The sequence below is a fragment of the Ensifer sp. Root558 genome (assembly GCF_001427045.1).
GTDB classification, from domain to species: domain Bacteria; phylum Pseudomonadota; class Alphaproteobacteria; order Rhizobiales; family Rhizobiaceae; genus Ensifer; species Ensifer adhaerens.
The window spans coordinates 21,507-41,248 of record NZ_LMGC01000036.1 but is presented as its reverse complement, the minus strand read 5'-3'; the positions used below and the strand labels follow the sequence as shown (position 1 = coordinate 41,248).

The 19,742-nt window shown below is 64.0% G+C and carries 17 protein-coding genes; 13 read left to right on the top strand and 4 right to left on the bottom strand.

Translation table 11 applies throughout. The annotated features are described in order from the left end of the window. The first annotated feature begins 2 nt into the window (after positions 1-2). The 6 genes from ASD63_RS29725 (at position 3) to ASD63_RS29700 (ending at position 6,405) form a co-directional block, all read left to right on the top strand. Positions 3-1,250: a YcaO-like family protein gene (locus ASD63_RS29725; protein ID WP_082573024.1), complete on the top strand. Its 1,248-nt coding sequence runs from the start codon at positions 3-5 to the stop codon at positions 1,248-1,250. Next, positions 1,247-1,972, top strand: a complete 726-nt coding sequence (locus ASD63_RS29720; protein ID WP_034799163.1) for a TfuA-like protein — start codon at positions 1,247-1,249, stop codon at positions 1,970-1,972. The genes ASD63_RS29725 and ASD63_RS29720 overlap by 4 nt, the downstream gene beginning before the upstream one ends. Positions 1,973-2,091: 119 nt before the next feature. Then, entirely contained in the window at positions 2,092-2,328 is a 237-nt protein-coding gene (locus ASD63_RS29715) for a hypothetical protein (protein WP_034799160.1), read from the top strand. Between the two features lie 436 nt (positions 2,329-2,764). Further along, positions 2,765-3,802: a 2-oxoglutarate and iron-dependent oxygenase domain-containing protein gene (locus tag ASD63_RS29710; protein ID WP_034799159.1), complete on the top strand. Its 1,038-nt coding sequence runs from the start codon at positions 2,765-2,767 to the stop codon at positions 3,800-3,802. 45 nt (positions 3,803-3,847) lie between these two features. Then, positions 3,848-5,209, top strand: coding sequence for a PLP-dependent transferase (locus ASD63_RS29705; protein WP_082573023.1), 1,362 nt, complete (start codon positions 3,848-3,850; stop codon positions 5,207-5,209). A gap of 170 nt (positions 5,210-5,379) precedes the next feature. Next, positions 5,380-6,405, top strand: coding sequence for an NADP-dependent oxidoreductase (locus ASD63_RS29700; RefSeq protein ID WP_034799157.1), 1,026 nt, complete (start codon positions 5,380-5,382; stop codon positions 6,403-6,405). Between the two features lie 19 nt (positions 6,406-6,424). On the opposite strand, the gene ASD63_RS29695 is transcribed toward ASD63_RS29700, so the two are convergent. The 4 genes from ASD63_RS29695 to ASD63_RS29675 form a co-directional block, all read right to left on the bottom strand. Next, positions 6,425-8,191, bottom strand: a complete 1,767-nt coding sequence (locus tag ASD63_RS29695) for a hypothetical protein (protein WP_060530240.1) — start codon at positions 8,189-8,191, stop codon at positions 6,425-6,427. Between the two features lie 233 nt (positions 8,192-8,424). Further along, a complete protein-coding gene (locus ASD63_RS29690) occupies positions 8,425-8,685 on the bottom strand; it encodes a hypothetical protein (protein ID WP_034799152.1) in 261 nt (86 codons plus the stop codon). 447 nt (positions 8,686-9,132) lie between these two features. Then, positions 9,133-10,200 carry an HAD family hydrolase gene (locus ASD63_RS29680; RefSeq protein ID WP_348272619.1) on the bottom strand — a complete coding sequence of 356 codons (1,068 nt, stop codon included), beginning with the start codon at positions 10,198-10,200 and terminating at the stop codon, positions 9,133-9,135. Positions 10,201-10,241: 41 nt separating this feature from the next. Then, positions 10,242-11,207: a formylglycine-generating enzyme family protein gene (locus ASD63_RS29675; RefSeq protein WP_082573032.1), complete on the bottom strand. Its 966-nt coding sequence runs from the start codon at positions 11,205-11,207 to the stop codon at positions 10,242-10,244. 277 nt (positions 11,208-11,484) lie between these two features. On the opposite strand from ASD63_RS29675, the gene ASD63_RS29670 reads away from it, so the two are divergent. From ASD63_RS29670 to ASD63_RS29640, 7 genes are all read left to right on the top strand, one after another. Continuing rightward, positions 11,485-12,456, top strand: coding sequence for a MoxR family ATPase (locus tag ASD63_RS29670; RefSeq protein ID WP_060521798.1), 972 nt, complete (start codon positions 11,485-11,487; stop codon positions 12,454-12,456). A gap of 16 nt (positions 12,457-12,472) precedes the next feature. Then, on the top strand, positions 12,473-13,468 hold the full coding sequence (locus tag ASD63_RS29665; protein ID WP_082573022.1) for a DUF58 domain-containing protein: 996 nt from the start codon (positions 12,473-12,475) through the stop codon (positions 13,466-13,468). Next, complete coding sequence (locus ASD63_RS29660; protein ID WP_060530238.1) at positions 13,468-13,995, top strand: DUF4381 domain-containing protein; 528 nt, start codon at positions 13,468-13,470, stop codon at positions 13,993-13,995. The genes ASD63_RS29665 and ASD63_RS29660 overlap by 1 nt, the downstream gene beginning before the upstream one ends. Continuing rightward, the gene (locus ASD63_RS29655; protein ID WP_034799141.1) at positions 13,982-14,986 is read left to right on the top strand and encodes a VWA domain-containing protein; all 1,005 of its coding nucleotides are present in this window, start codon (positions 13,982-13,984) and stop codon (positions 14,984-14,986) included. The genes ASD63_RS29660 and ASD63_RS29655 overlap by 14 nt, the downstream gene beginning before the upstream one ends. Beyond that, a complete protein-coding gene (locus ASD63_RS29650) occupies positions 14,983-16,554 on the top strand; it encodes a VWA domain-containing protein (RefSeq protein ID WP_034799139.1) in 1,572 nt (523 codons plus the stop codon). The genes ASD63_RS29655 and ASD63_RS29650 overlap by 4 nt, the downstream gene beginning before the upstream one ends. Then, positions 16,551-17,939 (top strand): BatD family protein, encoded by a 1,389-nt coding sequence (locus ASD63_RS29645; protein ID WP_060530237.1) that lies wholly within the window; start codon positions 16,551-16,553, stop codon positions 17,937-17,939. Before ASD63_RS29650 ends, ASD63_RS29645 begins: the two co-directional genes overlap by 4 nt. Positions 17,940-18,173: 234 nt before the next feature. Further along, entirely contained in the window at positions 18,174-19,718 is a 1,545-nt protein-coding gene (locus tag ASD63_RS29640) for an arylsulfatase (protein ID WP_060530365.1), read from the top strand. Positions 19,719-19,742: the final 24 nt, after the last annotated feature.

Below are 19,742 nucleotides of genomic sequence, written 5' to 3'. Positions count from 1 at the left end.
GCGTGGCACAAGCCGCTGAAACTGGCCGGCCGTCGGACGAGCATTCCAGCCGTCCGGCGGCCGAGCCGCTTTCCTACAGCGATCGCGCCTGCCCGCCAGAAGAAACGTTCCGGCGGATCGAGGCATTCCTGCCGGCGCTCGGCGTCACCCGGCTTGCGCGGCTGACCGGCCTCGACCGGCTCGGCATTCCCGTGTGGAGCGCCGTGTCGCCCAACGCCCGATCGATCGTCATCAACCAGGGAAAAGGCATCACCGACGTTAACGCCAAGGTTTCGGCGGCCATGGAGGCGATCGAGCGGGCAGTAGCCTGCGCGCCGTCGGCCCCGACAAGAACGGCCACCAGCCGGGCTCTTTCCGAAACGGGCGGTCGAACGCTGCATCTGCCGGGGCTCATCTCGGCGGGGCAAGCGGACCTTCAGGACGACGAAACGATCGACTGGCTCCGTGGCTTCGACCTCTTTGACGGCGCAACCACCTGGGTTCCGCGCGAAGCGACAATCCTCGACCGGACCATTGTCGGTTATCGTTACTGGCAGTCCTCCGATGGCCTGGCCTCGGGCAACACCGAGGTCGAGGCGACCCTGCACGGCTTGCTCGAGCGCATCGAGCGCGACGCCGAAACGCTGTGGCGAATGCTGCCGCTGAACGGCAAGCACCGAAGCTGCATCGATCCGGGAAGTTTCGAGGATCCTGTCCTCGATGCCCTTACGGAACGGATCGCCTCTTCAGGTCTGGAGTTGCGCCTGTTCGACATGACCAGCGACATCGGCATCCCCTGTTATGCCGCAACCCTCGCCGAAGCGGGCATTCTCTCGGCCAGGCAGCCGCGTTATCACGACGTCACGATCGGCCACGGTGCCCACCCCGTGGCGCGGCGCGCCGCCATCCGTGCCGTGACCGAGGCCGCCCAGTCGCGGCTTACCTATATCAGCGGCGCCCGCGACGATGTGTTTCCGGAAACCTTCACCCGCGACCTTCCCGAGGAAACGCGAGGCCTGTTTGCCGCCGTGCCGCTCCGGACAAGCGTGGCGGCCCCCGATGCCCCGGCCGGGCCTCAGGCGCTGCTCGATTACGTACTGCTGCGGCTTGAAGCGGCTGGCATCCGGACGGTTGTCGTCGTTCCGCTGATGGAAGGCGTTGCACCTTTCTCGGTGGTCAAGGTCATCGTTCCGGCCCTCGAGAATCCCGACGGCCTGCGCAAGCGTCGCTTCGGAGAACGCGCGCTCGCCCGTGCTCTGGAGGCCGGATGAACGTTGTCTTTGTTGGCCCGACGCTGCCGGACGCACGAAACGCGGCGGACAAGAGCGTCCTAATCCTCCCGCCTGCCGTTCAGGGCGACGTCCTGCGCGCAGTTGAGGGCGGTGCAACCGCGATCGGGCTTATCGACGGCAACTTCGAGAATGTTGCGCCCGTCTGGCACAAGGAAATCCTCTATGCGCTGTCGCTGGGCGTGCAGGTCTTCGGCGCGGCCAGCATGGGCGCGCTGCGCGCGGTGGAATGCGCGCCCTTCGGCATGGTCGGCATTGGCGAGATCTACCGGCAATACGCCGAAGGAGCCCGCGTGGACGACGCCGACGTTGCGCTGATCCACGGCCCGGCCGAACTCGGCTATCTGCCGCTGACACTCCCGCTGGTCAACGTCGATGCGACGCTCAAGCGCCTCTCGCAGACCCAAGCCCTTGACCCAGCGCTCATCGCATCGATGGGCGCGACGGCGTCCGCCATGTTCTACAAGGAGCGCAACTGGGCGGGCATCGTCGCGCGCGTTGCACTGCCGGCGGGGACGGACCCCGCCCGTCTCACCGCGCTGCTCGCGAGCGAATATGTCGACCAGAAGGGCATCGACGCGCGACATTTACTGGACGCACTGCGACACGCGCCAACCCAACGGACGGTTGCATCGCAAGGCTGGAAATTCAATTCTACCAGCATGTGGAAGAGGTTGTTCGGTCAACCTGACGCTTCATCTTAAGGATGTGGTTTTCACATACAACGTGTGTCACGCTCATGTCACGCGCAATGCCGCGAAGTCACGCTATGATTGGCCACGGTGGGCTGGATCTGCGGATCCAAAGGAAGCTGGGGAAAATTATGCTATCTTCATTTGCTGTGCCGGTAGAACCGGAAGACAAGGAAAAGGAGCTCTTGGCACTGGCTCGTCTTGTCACCTATGCGCGCGACTCCGCCAAGACCCTCAACGTCGAAGGCGTGCAATACTGTCTCGAACTCGCGCTCGCATCGCTGCTCAAGGAGGCCGAGGACTGCGGCAGCCAGAGAGCGCATCTGACCAACGAGTTGCTGACGCGCCCGAGCCTCGGCCGCTGCTGAGTTCCACGCCGCTTTTGGGATTGCCGTCATCCCGCGATTGGTCCGCCTGCGCGGACCGGTGGCTTTGCGATTGAGCGATGACACGAAGATAGCCCCGTTTGGCCGAAGGCGAAGCGGGGTTTTGGTCGTTGTTAGGCCTAGCGTCTGCCGCTCGCCGCGCTTCGCCGCAAGCGGATTTCGTCGCCGAACGATCATTGCTCTCGCACGCATGAGACAGCTCAGGGAATCCGTAAAGCAGACGACCGGGACGGATATTCCCCGCAAACCAGTTCCGTTCGAAAGCGCGCTTCACGCTTTCGTTGAAATTTAGTCCATAATTTCCATAGACAATATTGAGTGAGCGAGCCACCTCCGGTTAGGCTTCTCCCATCATGTGCGAACCGGCGCAGGGCCCTTATCGACTGGCCCACCGCCTGAACGACAAAGGGAGACCAGCTTGAGCCAGACAAATCCAACCCTGCCCGTCCTTGACCTTTCGCGCTTTGCGGCGGGCCACCCCGAGCGGGCCGCAGCGCTCGACGAGTTGCGCAGCGTTGCCCGCTCGGTGGGCTTCTTTTATCTCGAGGGCCACGGGATCCCGCAGGACGAAATCGACGGCATTCTCTCGCTTTCGCGCCGCTTCTTCGCGCTGCCGGAGGACGACAAGCTGGCGATCGAGATGCGCAAGTCGCCGCACTTCCGCGGCTACAATCGCGCCGGCCTCGAATACACGCGCGGCACGCAGGACTGGCGCGAACAGGTCGACTTTGGTCCCGAGCGCCAGAGCCTCAATATCGCGTCCGGCGATGCGCCGTGGAAGCGGCTTGTCGGCCCGAACCAGTTTCCGGACGCCTTGCCGGAACTGAAGCCTGCGATCCTTGGCTATATCGAAGCCGTCACCGGGCTCGGCATCCGGCTGATCGAGATTTTCTCCGAAGCGCTCGGGCAGAAGCCCGATGTCTTCGGGCCGATCTATCGCGATGGCCCCAACCAGTTGCTGAAGATCATCCGCTATCCCGGCCGCGACAAGACCGAAAGCGATCAGGGCGTCGGCGCCCACAAGGACGGCGGCTTCGTCACCATCCTGTTGCAGGACGTGGTCGGCGGACTGCAGGTCGACGACGGCAAGGGCGGCTGGATCGACGCACCGCCGAAGCGCGGCACCTTCGTCATCAATGTCGGCGAACTCCTGGAACTGGCATCGAACGGCTATCTGCTCGCCAACATCCACCGGGTGGTAACGCCGCCAGCTGGCGGCGATCGGCTCTCGGTCGCCTTCTTCCTCGGCGCCAATCTCGCTTCGACCATCCCGGTGCTCGATCTCCCGCCACAGCTTGCAGCCGAGGTCCGCGGCGTCACCCAGGATCCGCAGAACCCGCTCTTCCACGAGGTCGGCCGCAACGTGCTGAAATCCCGGCTGCGCTCGCACCCCGATGTCGCCGCCGCGCACCACGCAGACCTGCTGGAACAGCCAAAGGCGGCCGTGCCCGCCTGATCAACCGGACAGCGCCGATCAACCTGAGAGCCAAGGAGAAATGGCATGACGATCCATCAGAAGCCGGAAGAACCGGCAGTCGAGATCAAGACGCCGAACGGCCTGCGCGAAGCCGGCGGGCGGTTGCATCCCGAAACGCTGGCGCTCCACGGCGGCAGCTATCGTTTCGATCCGGCAAGCGGCGCCGTCGCCGTGCCGATCTACCAGACGACCTCCTATCAACTGCCCGGCACCGACGGCGCCGACAAGCTCTTTGCGCTGGAGGCGCCGGGGCATCTCTACACCCGCGTTTCCAACCCGACGCAAGACGCGTTTGAGCAGCGGCTGGCGGAGATCGAAGGGGGAGCAGCCGCGCTGGCACTTGGCTCCGGCCAGGCGGCATCGGCCTTCGCGCTCCTGAACCTTGCGCGCTCCGGCGACAACGTCGTCAGCGCCGCCGGCCTTTATGGCGGTACCTGGGCGCTGTTTGCCGCCACCCTGAAAAGTTTCGGCATCGAGGTTCGTTTCGTCGATGCGGCTGATCCCGAGGCGTTTGCCCGGGCGACGGACGACCGGACACGTGCCTATTATGCCGAGTCCCTGCCGAATCCGAAGCTCGAAGTCTTTCCGATCGCCGAGGTCGCCGAGATCGGCAAGCGCTTCGGCATTCCGCTGATCGTCGACAACACGGCGGCCCCGCTGACGATCCGGCCCTTCGACCACGGCGCTGCGGTAGTCGTCTATTCGACGACAAAATACATCGGCGGGCACGGTACCTCGATCGGCGGCGCGATCATCGACAGCGGCCAGTTTCCCTGGCACGAGCATGAGGCGCGCCATCCGAACCTGCACGAGCCTGACCCGAGCTACCAGGGCAAGACCTGGCTCGAAAAAGCGGCCGCGATCGCGTTTCATCCCTATATCCTGCGCGCCCGCGCGGTGCTGTTGCGCGACCTCGGCGCCGCGATCAGCCCGCTAAACGCATTCCAGTTCATCCAGGGTCTGGAAACGCTGCCGCTCCGGATCCGACAGCACAACGAGAATGCCATCAAGGTGGCCGAGTTCCTCCGCACCCACCCGAAGGTGGCGCGGGTGATCTTCCCGAAGTTCCAGGATGGCGAGGCGAAGGCACGCGGCGGGAAATATCTGCTGAACGGCCACTATGGCGCGCTCGTGGGCTTCGAGCTGACGGACGGTCGCGAGGCGGGCCGGCGTTTCATCGACGGGCTGAAACTGCTCTACCATGTCGCCAATATCGGCGACGCCCGCTCACTGGCCATTCATCCAGCCACGACGACGCACTCGCAGCTGTCGGAGATCGACCAGCTAAAGACCGGGGTGACGCCCGGCTATGTCAGGCTTTCGATCGGCATCGAACATTCGGACGACATCATCGCCGATCTCAGACAAGCGATCGACGCCGCCTGAGCGTAAGACGCTTTCGCATTTTCCGCGGGCTCGTCCGCAGCGGCGAGCCCGCGGAGCCGTTTGCGGCTCAAAACTCGTCTGTAGGCCTTTGTTTCGTTTCATGCGAAAAGAGCTTCTCGTCGCGCGTCAGCCGCCGCGGGGCATCGGGACACGCACAGGAGGAAAAGACTATGAGCAAGAATACCCAGGTCCTGCTTGCCGCGCGGCCATCCGAAAAACCGGTGCCGAGCGATTTCCGCGTCGTCGAAACGGCTATCCCGGAGCCGGCGGAAGGCGAGGTTCTCCTGAAGATCCTCTACCTTTCGCTCGACCCCTATATGCGCGGCCGCATGAATGCCGGCCGCTCCTATGCCAAGCCGGTGGAGATCGGCGCTGTCATGGAGGGCGGCACGGTCGCCCGCGTCCTCCGCTCGCGTCACCCGGATTTCAGCGACGGCGATTTCGTTCTTTCCCACTCCGGCTGGCAAAGCTATGCGCTGTCGCGTGGTACTGACTTGCGCAAGCTCGATCCGGCGGCCGCACCTCTTTCGACGGCACTCGGCATTCTCGGCATGCCCGGTTTCACCGCCTATGCGGGGCTGCTGACGATCGGCAAACCGCTGCCGGGCGAAACGGTCGTCGTGGCGGCTGCAAGCGGCGCCGTCGGCTCGGCGGTCGGGCAGATTGCCCGCATCAAGGGTGCGCGCGCAGTCGGGATCGCCGGCGGTGCGGACAAATGCGCCTTCGTTCGCGACACGCTCGGCTTCGACGCGGTGATCGATCATCGCGCGCCTGATTTCGCCGAACAGCTCGCCGCCGCCTGCCCCAAAGGCATCGACGTCTATTTCGAGAATGTCGGCGGTCATGTCTGGGATGCGGTGTTCCCGCTGTTGAACGACTTCGCTCGCGTGCCCGTCTGCGGCCTGATTGCGCACTACAACCAGCCCGCAGGCGCGCAAGCCGGGAGCGACCGGTTGCCCGGCGTCATGCGCGAAGTGCTCAGCCGGAGCCTGCTCATCCGGGGTTTCATCCAGCGCGAGTTTGCCGATCAGAGGCCGCTCTTCTATCAGGAGATGGCCGGCTGGATCAAAAGCGGCGAAGTCCGCTACCGCGAAGACATCGTCGACGGGCTCGAGAATGCGCCGGAAGCCTTCATCGGTCTGCTGGACGGCCGCAATTTCGGCAAGCTGGTGATCCGGGTCGCCGCCGAAAACTAAAAGGGGCTCGGGCCCGGCCTTACTGCTGGGCGAAGCCGGCCTTGGCGAGACCGTCATCGAGCAACGCGATCAGGTCCGGCGCGTAGCCGCGAGCGATCAGTTCCGTATCGTACGGCTGCGACGCGCGCGTTTCGTTCAGGCGCAATCCGTCCAAGGCGCTGGTCGCTTCCCGCGTCAGGCCGAGTTGGCCTGCCGCTGCCACGCGCAGGAGATTGACCGCCATGTCCGCCGGATTGGCAAGTTCGCGTGCGCGCCTCAGCGCTTCGCGGTAGCGGCCGCTGCGGTAGTCTTCCAGCGCCAGGGTCAGCGCGGCATCGTGGTGAAGATACTCGCTGCCGGCATCCGCCACACGGGCCAGATTCACCCCTTGCGAATAGGCGCCGCTGACGAAAAGCAGCAGGCCTAGCCGCGCCGGAATGGCGTCGTCGAGCGGATTGAGTGCCGCCGCGCGCCGGCCGGAAATGAACGCCGCTTCCCTGTCGCCGGCTGCAAAGCGCGCTTGCATCTGGGCGACGTAGCTCTGGCTCGATTGCGGTGCCAGCGCAACGGCCTTGTCGGCGAGCTTCAGCGCACGCTCAGCCACCGTCGGCGCGGCGCTCGCTTCGCCGGTTGCCACCAACACCATCGCCAAGCTCGCCAAAACATCGGCGTCGGCGGCCTGGTAGGCGACGGATTTTTCAAGGCAGCCGTGGGCCGAAACCAGTCCCTCAGGGTCGATCCGCGCCAGTGCCACATCCGCCTGAAGCACGCAGCCGAAGCCGATCGACGGCGTCACCAGTTGCCGCGCAGCCTCCAGACTGACAATGACGCCCTCTTCGCCGGCAAGCGAAAGGGCCAGACGAGAAAGCAGCTTTTCCTGTATTTCCTGCGCGTCGCCGCTGTCGAGCGCCACCTTCGAGCTGCCGGACCTCAACGCCTCGTTGCTTTGCACATCGATCACCTGCCAGGAGACCTCATGCCGGCGCTCGTCGGTGCTGTAGGCGATGGAAAGCCTGTATTCCTTGCTGCCCTGCAGCTTGACCGGCGGCGCGGACGAAACCCACCCGGTTATCGACGCCACGTCGACACCCGCGGGCGAGACCGGCGCAAGGGTGCGGACGGCGGAAAACTGCGAGAGTGCGTGGACCAGATAGTCACCCGCCTTCTTCTGCACGTCGTCGTCGGCACCCTGCCGCGTCGGCACGTCAACGACGATCGTCGGCTTGGCTGAGAAAACCGGCTGCCAGGGAAGGTGGTCGGCAATGGACACGTAGAAGGCCCCGGCCATGACCGCCACGCCGGTTCCAAGTGCCGCGAAGCCCGCAAGCGGGCGCCATTTGCGGGCAAGAACGGCAGGCGCAATCGCGAGCTCGATGGGCTGCTCGGCTGCCGCCTCAGCAACCGGCGTCGTGCTCTCGAGCACCCCTCTCAAAGGCTCACCGCTGATCACGAATTGCGGAACGTAATTGCCTTTCGGCAGCTCGATGCGAAGCTCCGCTCTTTCGCCGAGCGCCTCGTAATATTGCGCCAGGGCCGCGCGCAGGCGCGACGCTTCCACACGCACGATCGGATCGGTCGCAGGATCGAAGGAGGCGGGCCGTCCGAAGACGTCAATGGCGATCGTGTAGGCTTTCACCTGGCCCGAACGGCCAGCGAAAAACTCGTCAACCACGTACCGCAACAGCTTGCGATGACGCTCGGTCGCGTGAAACTGGCTGTCGGCAAGAATGCGCTCAAGGGCGGCTCGCGCCTCGCATTCTGCAACGGCAATGCAGTTCGTTTGACCCGCATTTCTGCTGGCTTCCATGATGCGCTCCCAACTGCCACAACCCCAAAGAGAGTGCAACGCGAGGCGAACTCTAGACGAGAGCTTCTGTGGCGGAAAGAAGAATATCGCACCGTCACAAAATATTTTCATCGAAGAATTGAATCATTTTAAGTTGGAACAGGAACGCCCGATCATTCCCATAGAATTCTTGTGGGGTTTTCGTCGCTCTGACAAGCTCAAGCGAGCTATTTGTTAATCACAACGGACTACGCTCACGTCCCCGTATCGGCGATACAGACGGAAATGACCTCTTCTTCGATCTCGCGACAGATCAATTCATACTCCGAGATCATCGAATGATCCAGAGGGGCGAGACGCCTTTGCCGGTCAAGCATAGAGCTCGCTTCCTCATAGGCTTCGCAGAGGCTTGCCAGGGACTGGTTCTTGGCACAGAGCAATTGCAACTGGCCGCGCAGAGCCGGCAGCCTGAGCATAAGCTTCAGTAGTCCCCGTTGAGAGGCTGCGCTGGGCATGGTTTACCATCCGTTTGAACGACAATCGATGCTCATGCCTTTGCATTCCCCAAGGTGTCAGCGACGACCAGACACCGTTGCGGGCGGGGGGCCGGCTCGCCGGTCGGTGCTTGTGGCCAATCCGACCCTCGCTTACCTCTCCCCTGAGCGAAAAGTGGCACGAACGCCGATTTTCGGAAGTACGTAACAGTAACATTGGTCCGGATTGCCGGCACCTTGGCAATCTTCGCCTCGAATCCCATGATTCGGGCCGTCAGCAGCCGCACAGGCGGCACACGCGATATCGCGATCGGCGTTGAGAGATGTTCCGCGGCGGGAAAGACGAGCAAGAGCACCATCGTCCGCGCGACGATAGTCGACCACGGCCCCGCGCTAAAGTCGCACTTGGCACTCGGCCCTCGCCCCGACATCGATCGCTGAGGCGCACGGCGCCAGCCGTGCAGCCACCTATTTTTCGAAGGCGTAGATCTTGCGCCAGTCGTTCTTCATATCGACCAGAAGCCAGTTCCGCTGCTCGGCCTCGGTCATCGCCTTGTCCAGCTTGCCGACAGGCGATTGCCGATCATAGGCCCATTCGCGCTCCCCGTCCGTATGGTGAACGATCATGCCGAAACGCGGGCCGGACCCCGCCGTTACCCAACGCAGCATCTCATAGTCGCCATCGGAATTACCGGCAGCGAAGATCGGGCGGCGGCCGATAAAGGTGTTGATCCCGACCGGCTTGCCGGCACCGTCGTCGATGAAGTCGATCTTGGGCTCCCGCATCAGCACCGGCGCGTCGCCGTCGAGTTCGTACTTCGTCGTGATGCTGCTGCCGACCACCTGCTCGGGTGGGATCCCATACATCTGTTCGGTCATCGGCCGCATGAATTCGATGCCGCCGCCCGAGACGATATAGGTCTTGAAGCCGCTTGCCCTGAGATAATCGAGCAACTCGCGCATCGGCAGAAAGGTGATCTCGTTATAGGGGCGATCGAAGCGCGGATGCCGGGCGGTCGCGAACCAATCCGTGACCGTTTTCGTGAACGCGTCCGTCGTCATGCCGGCATGGGTCGCCATGACCAACTCGACGATGCCTTTTTCGCCGGCGGCGGCAACGCCTGCCATGTCCCCCTTCAGCAGCGATGCGAAAGGCTCCTTGTCCTTCCATTCGGGGTGCTCGGGCGCCATCGCCTTGACGCGGTCGATGGCGAACATGCCCTGGAAATAGTTCGGCTGCTCGGTCCACAGCGTGCCGTCATTGTCGAAGACGGCGATCCGCTCTGCCGGCGCCACGAAATCGGCGCTGCCCTCGCTGGTGACCCGTGTGACGAAATCGACGATCTCGTTTTTCGCCTCGCCATCGTTCCACGAGGGCAGAATGTCGGCCGGCGCATCGGCCGCCACAAGGGCAACAGGTGAGGCGAAGGCCGCAACGAACGCGAGCAGCAGGCCAGCGAGCCTTGCGCGAAGCCGCGGTTTGCAAGCCCTTTCGTCCATCACGAACCCCAAACGCATCGCTGTTGCCGTCATCATCCATCCTCCTGGCGGAACGGTTTTCAAGTCCTCCGGCCGGATCAGGGCCGCCGAATGCAACGGAACCCAATATGGGTCGTCGCCGCGTTTTCCTCGTGCGCGTGACGCGCCGCCGGACGATACCGACGGCAATAGTTAGGCGCGCAGAGATGGGATCCGCCTTTCACGACGCGACGGGCGATATGGATCGTCGGCTGCCGCGGATCGAAACTCGCTTCCCGGTCCCCGCCCCGCGGATTGGCGGGTATGCAGCAGCTCTTTTGCGCCGGCGCAGGGTGGCGGGTGGACCAGTAGTCGCTGGTCCATTCCCAGGTATTGCCGATCATGTCGTAGAGGCCGTAGCCATTGGCGGGAAAGCTCGCGACCGGCGAGGTCCGCTCGAAGCCGTCGGGCTTCAGGTTTTCCGTCGGAAACATGCCGTGCCAGGTGTTTGCCATGAAACGTCCCTCGGGCACCAGTTCGTCCCCCCAGGCAAATTCCGCGCCTTCGAGCCCGCCTTTCGCGGCGAACTCCCATTCGGCCTCCGTCGGCAGGTCCTTTCCCGCCCAGGCGGCATAGGCCTTGGCGTCGAGGTAGGAGACCTGCACCACCGGATGGTCGAGTTTGCCGCGGATGTTGCTCTGCCGCCCATAGGGCCGCCGCCAGTCGGCGCCGAACTTGAAGTTCCACCATTGCGAAGGACTGTTGCTGGTCACCCGCTTCGGCGGGTCGAAGATCACTGAACCCGCCCGCATCATTTCCGGAAGCGCGCCCGGATAGTCCTTCGGATCGGGCGTCTTCTCCGCCTCGGTCACGTAGCCGGTCGCCTCGACGAAGGCGGCGAACTGCCGGTTGGTAACGGGCGTGACGTCGATCCAGAAGCCGTCAACTTTCACCGGATGGGCCGGCGCTTCCTCCGGATAGTGCTTGTCCGAACCCATGAGAAAGGTCCCGCCCTCGATCCAGATTTGCTCGCGGGCGCTGATCGCCGCGGGCGTTTCGTCGACAAGGGGCATTTTCGGGGACATTTGCATGTGGCTCTGATCTCCCTTGGCACCGTCGGCTAGCACGCGCGCGGACGGTCTGCACACGTTAGCGCCAAATGCCCGCTGCCCAAAGTACGTAACCGTTACGCAATCGCCCAAAGCCCTCGGGGCGCAGGCCGCGTGCCACAAGAGGTATCCGCCATCGCCGCTCAGGCCTTCGTTACTGTTACGTTCTTTCCAATTGGCCTGATTTAACAATAAGCTCTCGCGAAAGTTCATGACGACTGATGTTGCCGGCGGGGCAAGGGAGCAGGACTTCATGGGTGCACGCGACGATATCCAGCAACTCGGCAAGCGCATCGGCGAAGCGATCATCGGCCAGGAGGGCATGATCGAGCGCTTGCTGCTGGGGCTGCTCAGCAACGGCCATCTGCTGGTCGAGGGCCTGCCCGGACTTGCGAAAACCCGAGCGATCAAGAGCATGGCCAAAAACCTCGATGCGGAGCTTTCGCGCATCCAGTTCACACCCGACCTCTTGCCCGCCGACATCACGGGGTCCGAGATCTATTTTTCCGAGGGCGGCAAGGGCGCGTTCCAGTTCCAGGAAGGGCCGATCTTCGCCAATCTCATCCTCGCCGACGAGGTGAACCGGGCGCCGGCCAAGGTGCAATCGGCGCTGCTCGAGGCGATGGAGGAACGCCAGGTCACGATCGGCGGCAAGAGCCATGTGCTGCCCGATCTGTTCCTGGTCATGGCGACCCAGAACCCGATCGAGCAGGAAGGCACCTATCCGCTGCCCGAAGCGCAACTGGACCGCTTCCTCATGCACATCCAGGTGGATTATCCGGACGCAGCCTCAGAGGCAGACATCATGCGGCTCGTGCGCTCGGAGGAAACCAACGCCAAATCCAACAATCATGCGACGGAAAAGCTTGCCCAGGACGCGGTCTTTGCCGCACGCAAGGAAATATCGGCGATCACCGTTTCCGAAGCGATCGAGAACTACATCGTCGCGCTGGTGATGGCGACGCGCTATCCCGACAAGGTCGACAAGGATCTGGCCAAGTGGCTTCAGGTCGGCGTGAGCCCGCGCGGCGTCATCGGCCTCGATAAGGTTTCGCGGGCGCACGCCTGGCTGAACGGCCGCGATTTCGTCACGCCCGACGATGTGCAGGCGACCGTGCACGATGTCTTTCGCCATCGCCTGGTGCTTTCTTACGAAGCGCATGCCGGCGGCACCACCGCCAACCAGGTGATCGACCGCATCGTCGAGCTCGTCGCGGTCGCCTGAGGATGGAGGTTCGCCGATGGCCATATCCCTGCCGGCCCTCGCCCGCTCACGCGGCATCATAAAGCCACGCACCGCCGACGCCACCGGCGTCTACACCTCAGTGGACGCACTTGTCGGTCTCGAAGCGATGGCCCGCGATCTGACGTTCCTGCGCAAGGCGCCGGTGCGCCGCCTGCTTGCCGGCCGTCACGAATCACGCATGCGCGGCCGCGGACTTTCGTTCGAGGAACTACGCAACTACCTGCCCGGCGACGACATCCGCGCCATCGACTGGCGCGTGACGGCGCGCACCGGCAAGCCGGTCGTCCGCGTCTATGACGAAGAGAAGGACCGGCCGGCCCTCATCCTCGTCGACCAGCGCATCAACATGTTCTTCGGCAGCCGCCGCGCGATGAAGTCGGTCGCCGCGGCGGAAGTGGCAGCGCTCTCCGCCTGGCGCGTGCTGGCCCTTGGCGACCGTGTCGGCGGCTTCGTCTTCGGCGACGAGGAGGTGACCGAAACGCGCCCATACCGCAGCCGCGAAGCGGTGATCCGGCTCGCCGACAGCATCGTTCGCCACAATACCGCACTGCAGGCCGGTTCGCAGGCGCCGCATGGAGCCGAGCAGCTCGACGTCGTGCTGACGACCGTTGCCAACATCGCCCGGCACGATCACCTGATCATCGTCGTCAGCGACTTCGACGGCTACAGCCTCGAAACCCGCGACATGCTTTTGAAGCTTTCGGCCCACAACGATGTGATCTGCGTTCTGATCTACGATCCCTTCCTGCTCGAACTGCCGCGCAAGGGCGATATCGTCTTTAGCGGCGGGCTGCTTCAGGCCGAAGTGCAGTTCGGCCATGGCAATGTGCGCGAGGCGATCGACAGCTTTGCCCGCAAGCGCGGGCGAGCGCTGCGCGCCTGGCAGGAGGAGCTCGGCCTGCCCATGCTGCCGATCTCTGCGGCGGAAGAGGTGGCGCCGCAGCTGCGCACCATGCTCGGCCAACTCGCCAGCCGGCAGCGGAGGCGATGATGGCGACGGCGGCACCTGCGAGAGATCCGATGCTCGACGCCGCCCTTCGGCAGCTCGCGGATATCGCCTTGCCGCAGCCTGTCTCGATGATGCCCCAGACCAAGGCGTGGGCGGTGCTCGGCTGCATTATCCTTCTCATGGCGGCCTTTGCCTGCTGGCGCTGGTACCGGCGCTGGGAGGCCAACAGCTACCGCCGCGAGGCGCTCGCCGACCTCAGAAAGATAGAAGCCGGATTGACCGCCACCGGATCGCGTGGCGAGGCGCTCGCGGCCCTGCCTGTCCTTTTGAAGCGGACCGCGCTCTCGATCTGGCCACGCGAAGCCATTGCCGGCCTGCACGGCACCGGCTGGACCAAATATCTCGACGCTCATTCCGGCGGTCCCGTCTTTCCGATCGCCTCTGCGCGTTTTTTCGAGGAAGCCGAGTATCGTGGCAGCCAGGCGCTCGCCGCGGTTCCGGAGGCTGAGGCAAAGGCCTACATCGCGGCAGCGCGGCACTGGATCGAGGCGCATCATGTACGTGCTTGACCACGCCTGGGCACTGATCCTTCTGCCGTTGCCCTTCCTTGTCTGGTGGCTGCTTCCGCCATACCGCGAGCAGTCGGCCGCCGTCAGGGTGCCGTTCTTCAAGGACATCACCGCGGCGGCCAATCTCGGTCCGACCGAAGGCTCCGTCGTTCCGAGAACCAATCTCGGCCAGAAGGTGATCGCACCCATCTGCTGGACGCTGATCGTGCTGGCGCTGGCGCGGCCGCAATATGTCGAGCCGCCGATCGAAAAGGTCGAACCGCAGCGCGACCTGATGTTGGCGATCGATCTGTCACAGTCGATGGACACGCGCGACTTTCGCGATCCCGCCGGCAACCTGCAGACCCGCGCCGAAGCGGTGCACGCGGTGGTCGCCGACTTCATCGACCGGCGGCCCAATGACCGGCTGGGCCTGATCGCCTTCGGCGATGCGCCCTATCCGCTGGTACCGTTCACGCTCGACCACAAGACCGTCAAGCTGATGCTGGCCGACAGCCTGCCGGGCATGGCCGGTCCCCGCACCGCCGTCGGCGATGCGATCGGGCTGGCGATCAAAATGTTCGACGCCAGCACCGCGCCGGACAAGGTGATGATCCTCTTGACCGACGGCAACGACACCGCCAGTAAGATGCCGCCCGACAAGGCCGCCGGCATCGCCGCCGAGCGAAAGGTGGTGATCCACACGGTCGGCATCGGCGATCCCAATGCTCAAGGAGAACAGAAGCTCGACACGGCGGCACTCCAGCAGATCGCCGAAGCGACGAAGGGGCGCTACTTCTTCGGCCAGGATCAGGCCGGTCTGCAGAACATCTACCAATTGCTCGACCAGTTGACGCCGGCAAACCAGAAGACGCTCTCCTGGCGGCCGCGCATCGAGCTGTTCTACTATCCGCTGGGTGCGGCACTCCTGCTGGTGCTCGCCTATCACGCCGTCATGTGGCTCCTATCCTCGCTCGGCGACCGGCGTCAGCGCCGGGAGGCAGCGCCATGATCGCGGATTTTCACTTTCTGCGGCCGCTGTGGCTGCTGGCGCTCGCCGCCGTCCCGCTGCTGATCTACCTCGTTACCCGGCGCGGCGATGTCCGCTCGCAGTGGCAGGACATGATCGCACCGCACCTGCTCGATCACCTGCTGATCGACAAGGGCGGGAAACGGCGTTTCCAGCCGGTGCACGTCACCGCCGCACTGATCGCCGTTGCGGCGATCGCAGCCGCTGGCCCGACCTGGCAGCGTGAACGGCCGCCCTTCGTCGAGGACACCGCACCTCTGGCAATCGCCATTGACCTCAACCCGACGATGAACGCGACCGATGTTTCGCCGACGCGGCTCGAACGCGCCAAATTGAAGGTCCAGGACATTCTCGACAGGAGGAAAGGCTCGCGCACCGCGTTGTTCGCCTATGCCGGCTCCGCCCACATGGTGCTGCCGCTCAGCGACGATGCCGCGCTGGTCAAATCCTACCTCGCCGCGCTGTCGCCGCAGATCATGCCCGTTGAGGGTAAGGACACAGCCAAGGCCTTGCAGGAGGTCGAAAAAGCGCTCGCCAACGAAACGGTGCCTGGCACCATCCTGTTCATGACCGACGGCGTCGAGCGTTCCGCCTTCCCGGCCTTCGGTGGGTATCAGGGGCGCAACTCGCTGATGGTGCTCGGCATCGGCACGGCAGAAGGCGGTCCGGTCAAGACGGCGGACGGCGGGTTCCTGACCGACGCCACCGGCGCGCATGTCAGGGCGAAGCTCGATGTCGACGGCCTCAAGGCGCTGCAGTCCGCATCCAAGGCCGAGGTGGCGTCGGTGACATCCGATGACGCCGACGTCAGCTGGATCATCAGGCGCATCCAGACGAATTTTGCAGCGAAGACGGCCGAAGGGCTGACGCGCTGGCACGATCTCGGCTGGTGGCTGACGATTCCGATTGCCGTCTTCGGCCTCTTCTGGTTCCGACGCGGCTGGACCATACGCTGGGCGGTCTATCTGCTCGCGGCCACTTCGCTCATGGGCAGCGAACGGGTGGAGGCGGCGGACAATCGCTTTATCGACCTCTGGCTCACTCCGGACCAGCAGGGCCGTCGCGCCTTCGAACAGGGCGATTTCCAGGGGGCCTCTGAAACGTTCGCGGATCCCGCCTGGCGCGGCGCAGCGCTCTACCGCGCCGGCCGTTTCCAGGATGCGATCGACGCCTTTGCCGAGAGCGATACGGCGGAAAGCTACTACAATCAGGGCAATGCCCTCCTGCACCTCGACAAGGCCGAGGAGGCGATCGCCGCCTACGAGCAGGCGCTAAAGCGCCGCCCCGACTGGACCGACGCCCAAAAGAACCTCGAGATCGCCAAAAAGCGCAAGGCCGACAAGGACAAGCAGGAACAGGACGCACAGCAGGAACAGGCGGGCATTGACCCGGACCAGGCCCAGTTCGACGACAAGGGCAAGAAGGGAACGGAAGCGACCGTTCAGGGCGGACCGCAGACGGCCGACATGTGGATGCGCAACATCCAGGTGTCGCCGGCCGACCTGCTGGCACGAAAATTTGCGATCGAAGCAAAGGAGGCGGCCCCGTGACAGCCCTCGCCGCCCTGCCGCGGCTGATCATCTGGCTCCTCGGCCTGTCGCTTTGGCTTGCAGGCACGGCCTTCGCCGCCAATCCCTTTGCCCGCGCGACGCTCACGACCAAGGCGCCGATTTATGCCGGCCAGCAGATCGAGGTCGACGTCGACGTCTTCGTGCCGAACTACTTCCTTTCGCCGCCGCAGTTTCCTCTGTTCGATCTTCCCGGCACTGTCGTCACCATGCCCGACGAACGCGGCATGAACCTCAACGAGACCGTCAACGGCGAGGCCTTCTCAGGCATCCGCAAAACCTACGCGATCAACCCACAGGCGGCAGGCGACTACGTGCTGCCGCCCGCCATCATTCCGTTCGGCTATGCCGCCGTACCCGGCCAGATGAGCAAGGGTCAGGTGACGTTGCCTTCGCTCAAGTTCACGGTCGAAGCCGTTCCGCAAGGCGCAGGTGGAGAGGCCGGCGTCACCGCCGGAGAAATCACCCTCACCCAGTCTTTCGACCGGGATCCCGCGGGGCTAAAGGCAGGCGATGCCCTGGTGCGGACCATCACCATCCGCGCCGCCGGCCTGGCGCCGATGATGATCCCCGAACCGACCTTCGACGCCCCCGCGGACGTGCAGATTTACCGGCACGATCCGGTGCTTTCGGAGGAGCGCACGTCACGCGGGGATATCACGGCGGGACTGCGCAAGGACGTGGCAACCTACGTCTTTGCAAAGCCCGGCACCTACGCGCTTCCAGCGATCAGCCTGCCCTGGTTCGACCCGGCGAGCGGATCGATGCAGACGGCCGAGGCGGCCAGAGTGACCGTCAGCGTCAACGCTGCCCCAGCGGCTGCGCCCGCACTCGCCCCGCCTGCGCCGCCGCCCGCTGAGGAACCTTTCGACTGGTTGTGGTGGCTCGGCATCGCGACATCGATCGCCGCTTTCGCGGCGCTTATCCAGCTGGCCGCCAATCTGTTCGGCCGCCTCGAAACCTGGCTGGAAACCGCGCTCGAGCAGAGGGCGCAATCCGAGGCCACGGCATTTCGCCACGTGCTCGACGCCTGTCGGGATCACGACCCCACGCGGCTGGAGACGGCGGTCGACCATTGGTCACGCCGGACTGGCAACACGCCGGTCTCGCGCTGGCTCGACAGCTTCGCCGACCCGGCGACGGCAAACGCTTTTGCCGATTATCGCCGCAGCCGCTATGGCAGCAGCAGCTCCCATCAGGGCGGGCCAGATCTCCTGCGGTTACGCAGCGGTCTGAACGTGGCGAGACAGCGCTGGCTGGCCGAAACCTCCGCCGATGGCGGCGGCCCGACATCGGACTTGCCCGATCTTAATCCCGGTCTGGAGGCCGCGCCGCCAAGGCGCTTCGGAGCCGTGGGCCGGACCTGATTTACCCGCCGTCGCCGACCTTCGTAACTGTTACGTACTTACCCGCGGACACCCGCCGGTAGAAGTTGAATCGGTAAATCCGAAACTTTGCCTGCATTCCGAGAGCGATTGCTTGCTGCCTCAGGGAGACATGAGATGAGTATCGATCTGAAAAACCGGCTTGGCCGGCTCGCCGCGTGTACCATCGGGCATGCCGCGAAACCGAAAGCGCTGGCGCTCGCCGGCACCGTGCTTATGTCGTCGATTTCCGCCTCCGCGCTGCCGGCCTTCGCGCAGGATGCCGCCAAGCCCAACATCCTCGTCATCTTTGGCGACGATATCGGCCAGACCAATATCAGCGCCTATTCCTTCGGTGTCGTCGGCTACAAGACACCGAATATCGACCGGATCGCGCACGACGGCATGATGTTCACCGATTACTACGCCGAAAACAGCTGCACCGCCGGCCGCTCTACCTTCATCACCGGCCAGACCGTGCTGCGCACCGGCATGTCCAAGGTGGGCGTTCCCGGCGCTCCGGTCGGACTCCAGGACCGCGACGTGACGATCGCCCAGGCGCTGAAAGCCCAGGGTTATGCCACCGGTCAGTTCGGCAAGAACCACCTCGGCGACCAGGACCGTTTCCTGCCGACGGCACACGGCTTCGACGAGTTCTTCGGCAACCTTTATCACCTGAATGCCGAAGAAGAACCGGAACGCCCATACTGGCCGAAGGACGATCCGGCTTTCCTCAAGTCCTATGCCCCACGCGGCGTGCTGCACTCCTTCGCCGACGGCAAGGTCGAGGACACCGGAGCGCTCAATTCCAAGCGCATGGAGACCATCGACGACGAGACGACCGCGGCGGCAATGGACTTCATCAAGAAGCAGACGGATGCAAAGAAGCCGTTCTTCACCTGGATGAACACGACACGCATGCATCTGTTCACCCATGTGCGCGACCAGTACAAGGGCCAGAGCGGAATGCCCGGCAACGACTATGCCGACGGCATGATCGAGCATGACGGGGACGTCGGCAAACTGCTGGACCTGCTCGACGAGCTCAAGATCGCCGACAACACCATCGTCGTCTACACGACCGACAACGGCCCCAACCAGTTCTCCTGGCCGGATGCGGCGACCACGCCGTTCCGCAGCGAAAAGGACTCGAACTGGGAAGGCGCCTTCCGGGTACCGGCAATGATCCGCTGGCCCGGCAAGATCAAGCCGGGCGTTTCCAACGAGATGTTCTCGGGTCTCGACTGGTTCCCGACGCTTTTGGCTGCCGCCGGCGACAAGGACATCAAGGAACGTCTGCTGAAGGGTACCGACCTCGACGGCAAGACATTCAAGGTTCATCTCGACGGCTACAACCAGTTGCCCTACCTCACCGGCGAGCAGCCAAAGAGCGCACGCAAGGAGTTCTTCTACTTCAACGACGACGCCAAGCTCGTCGGCATGCGCTGGGACAACTGGAAAGCCGTCTACTGCGAAATGCGCAAGCCGGGAGGTTTCGACGTCTGGCAGGATCCCTTCACCTGCCTGCGCGCACCGAAGATCTTCAACCTGCGGATGGACCCCTATGAGCGGGCGGACATCGTCTCCGATCAATACAACGACTGGCGAACGAAAAATGCCTATCTCTTCGCCCAAGCGGTCGGGAAATCCGCCGCGTTCCTCGAAACCTTCATCGAGTATCCGCCAAGCCAGAAGCCGGCAAGCTTCTCGGTCGATCAGATCGAAGAAAGCGTGCACCAGAAGATCGACGAGATCCTGGCGAAGTCCCAACCTGCCCAATAACACTCTCGAAGGCGGCGCCTGGTG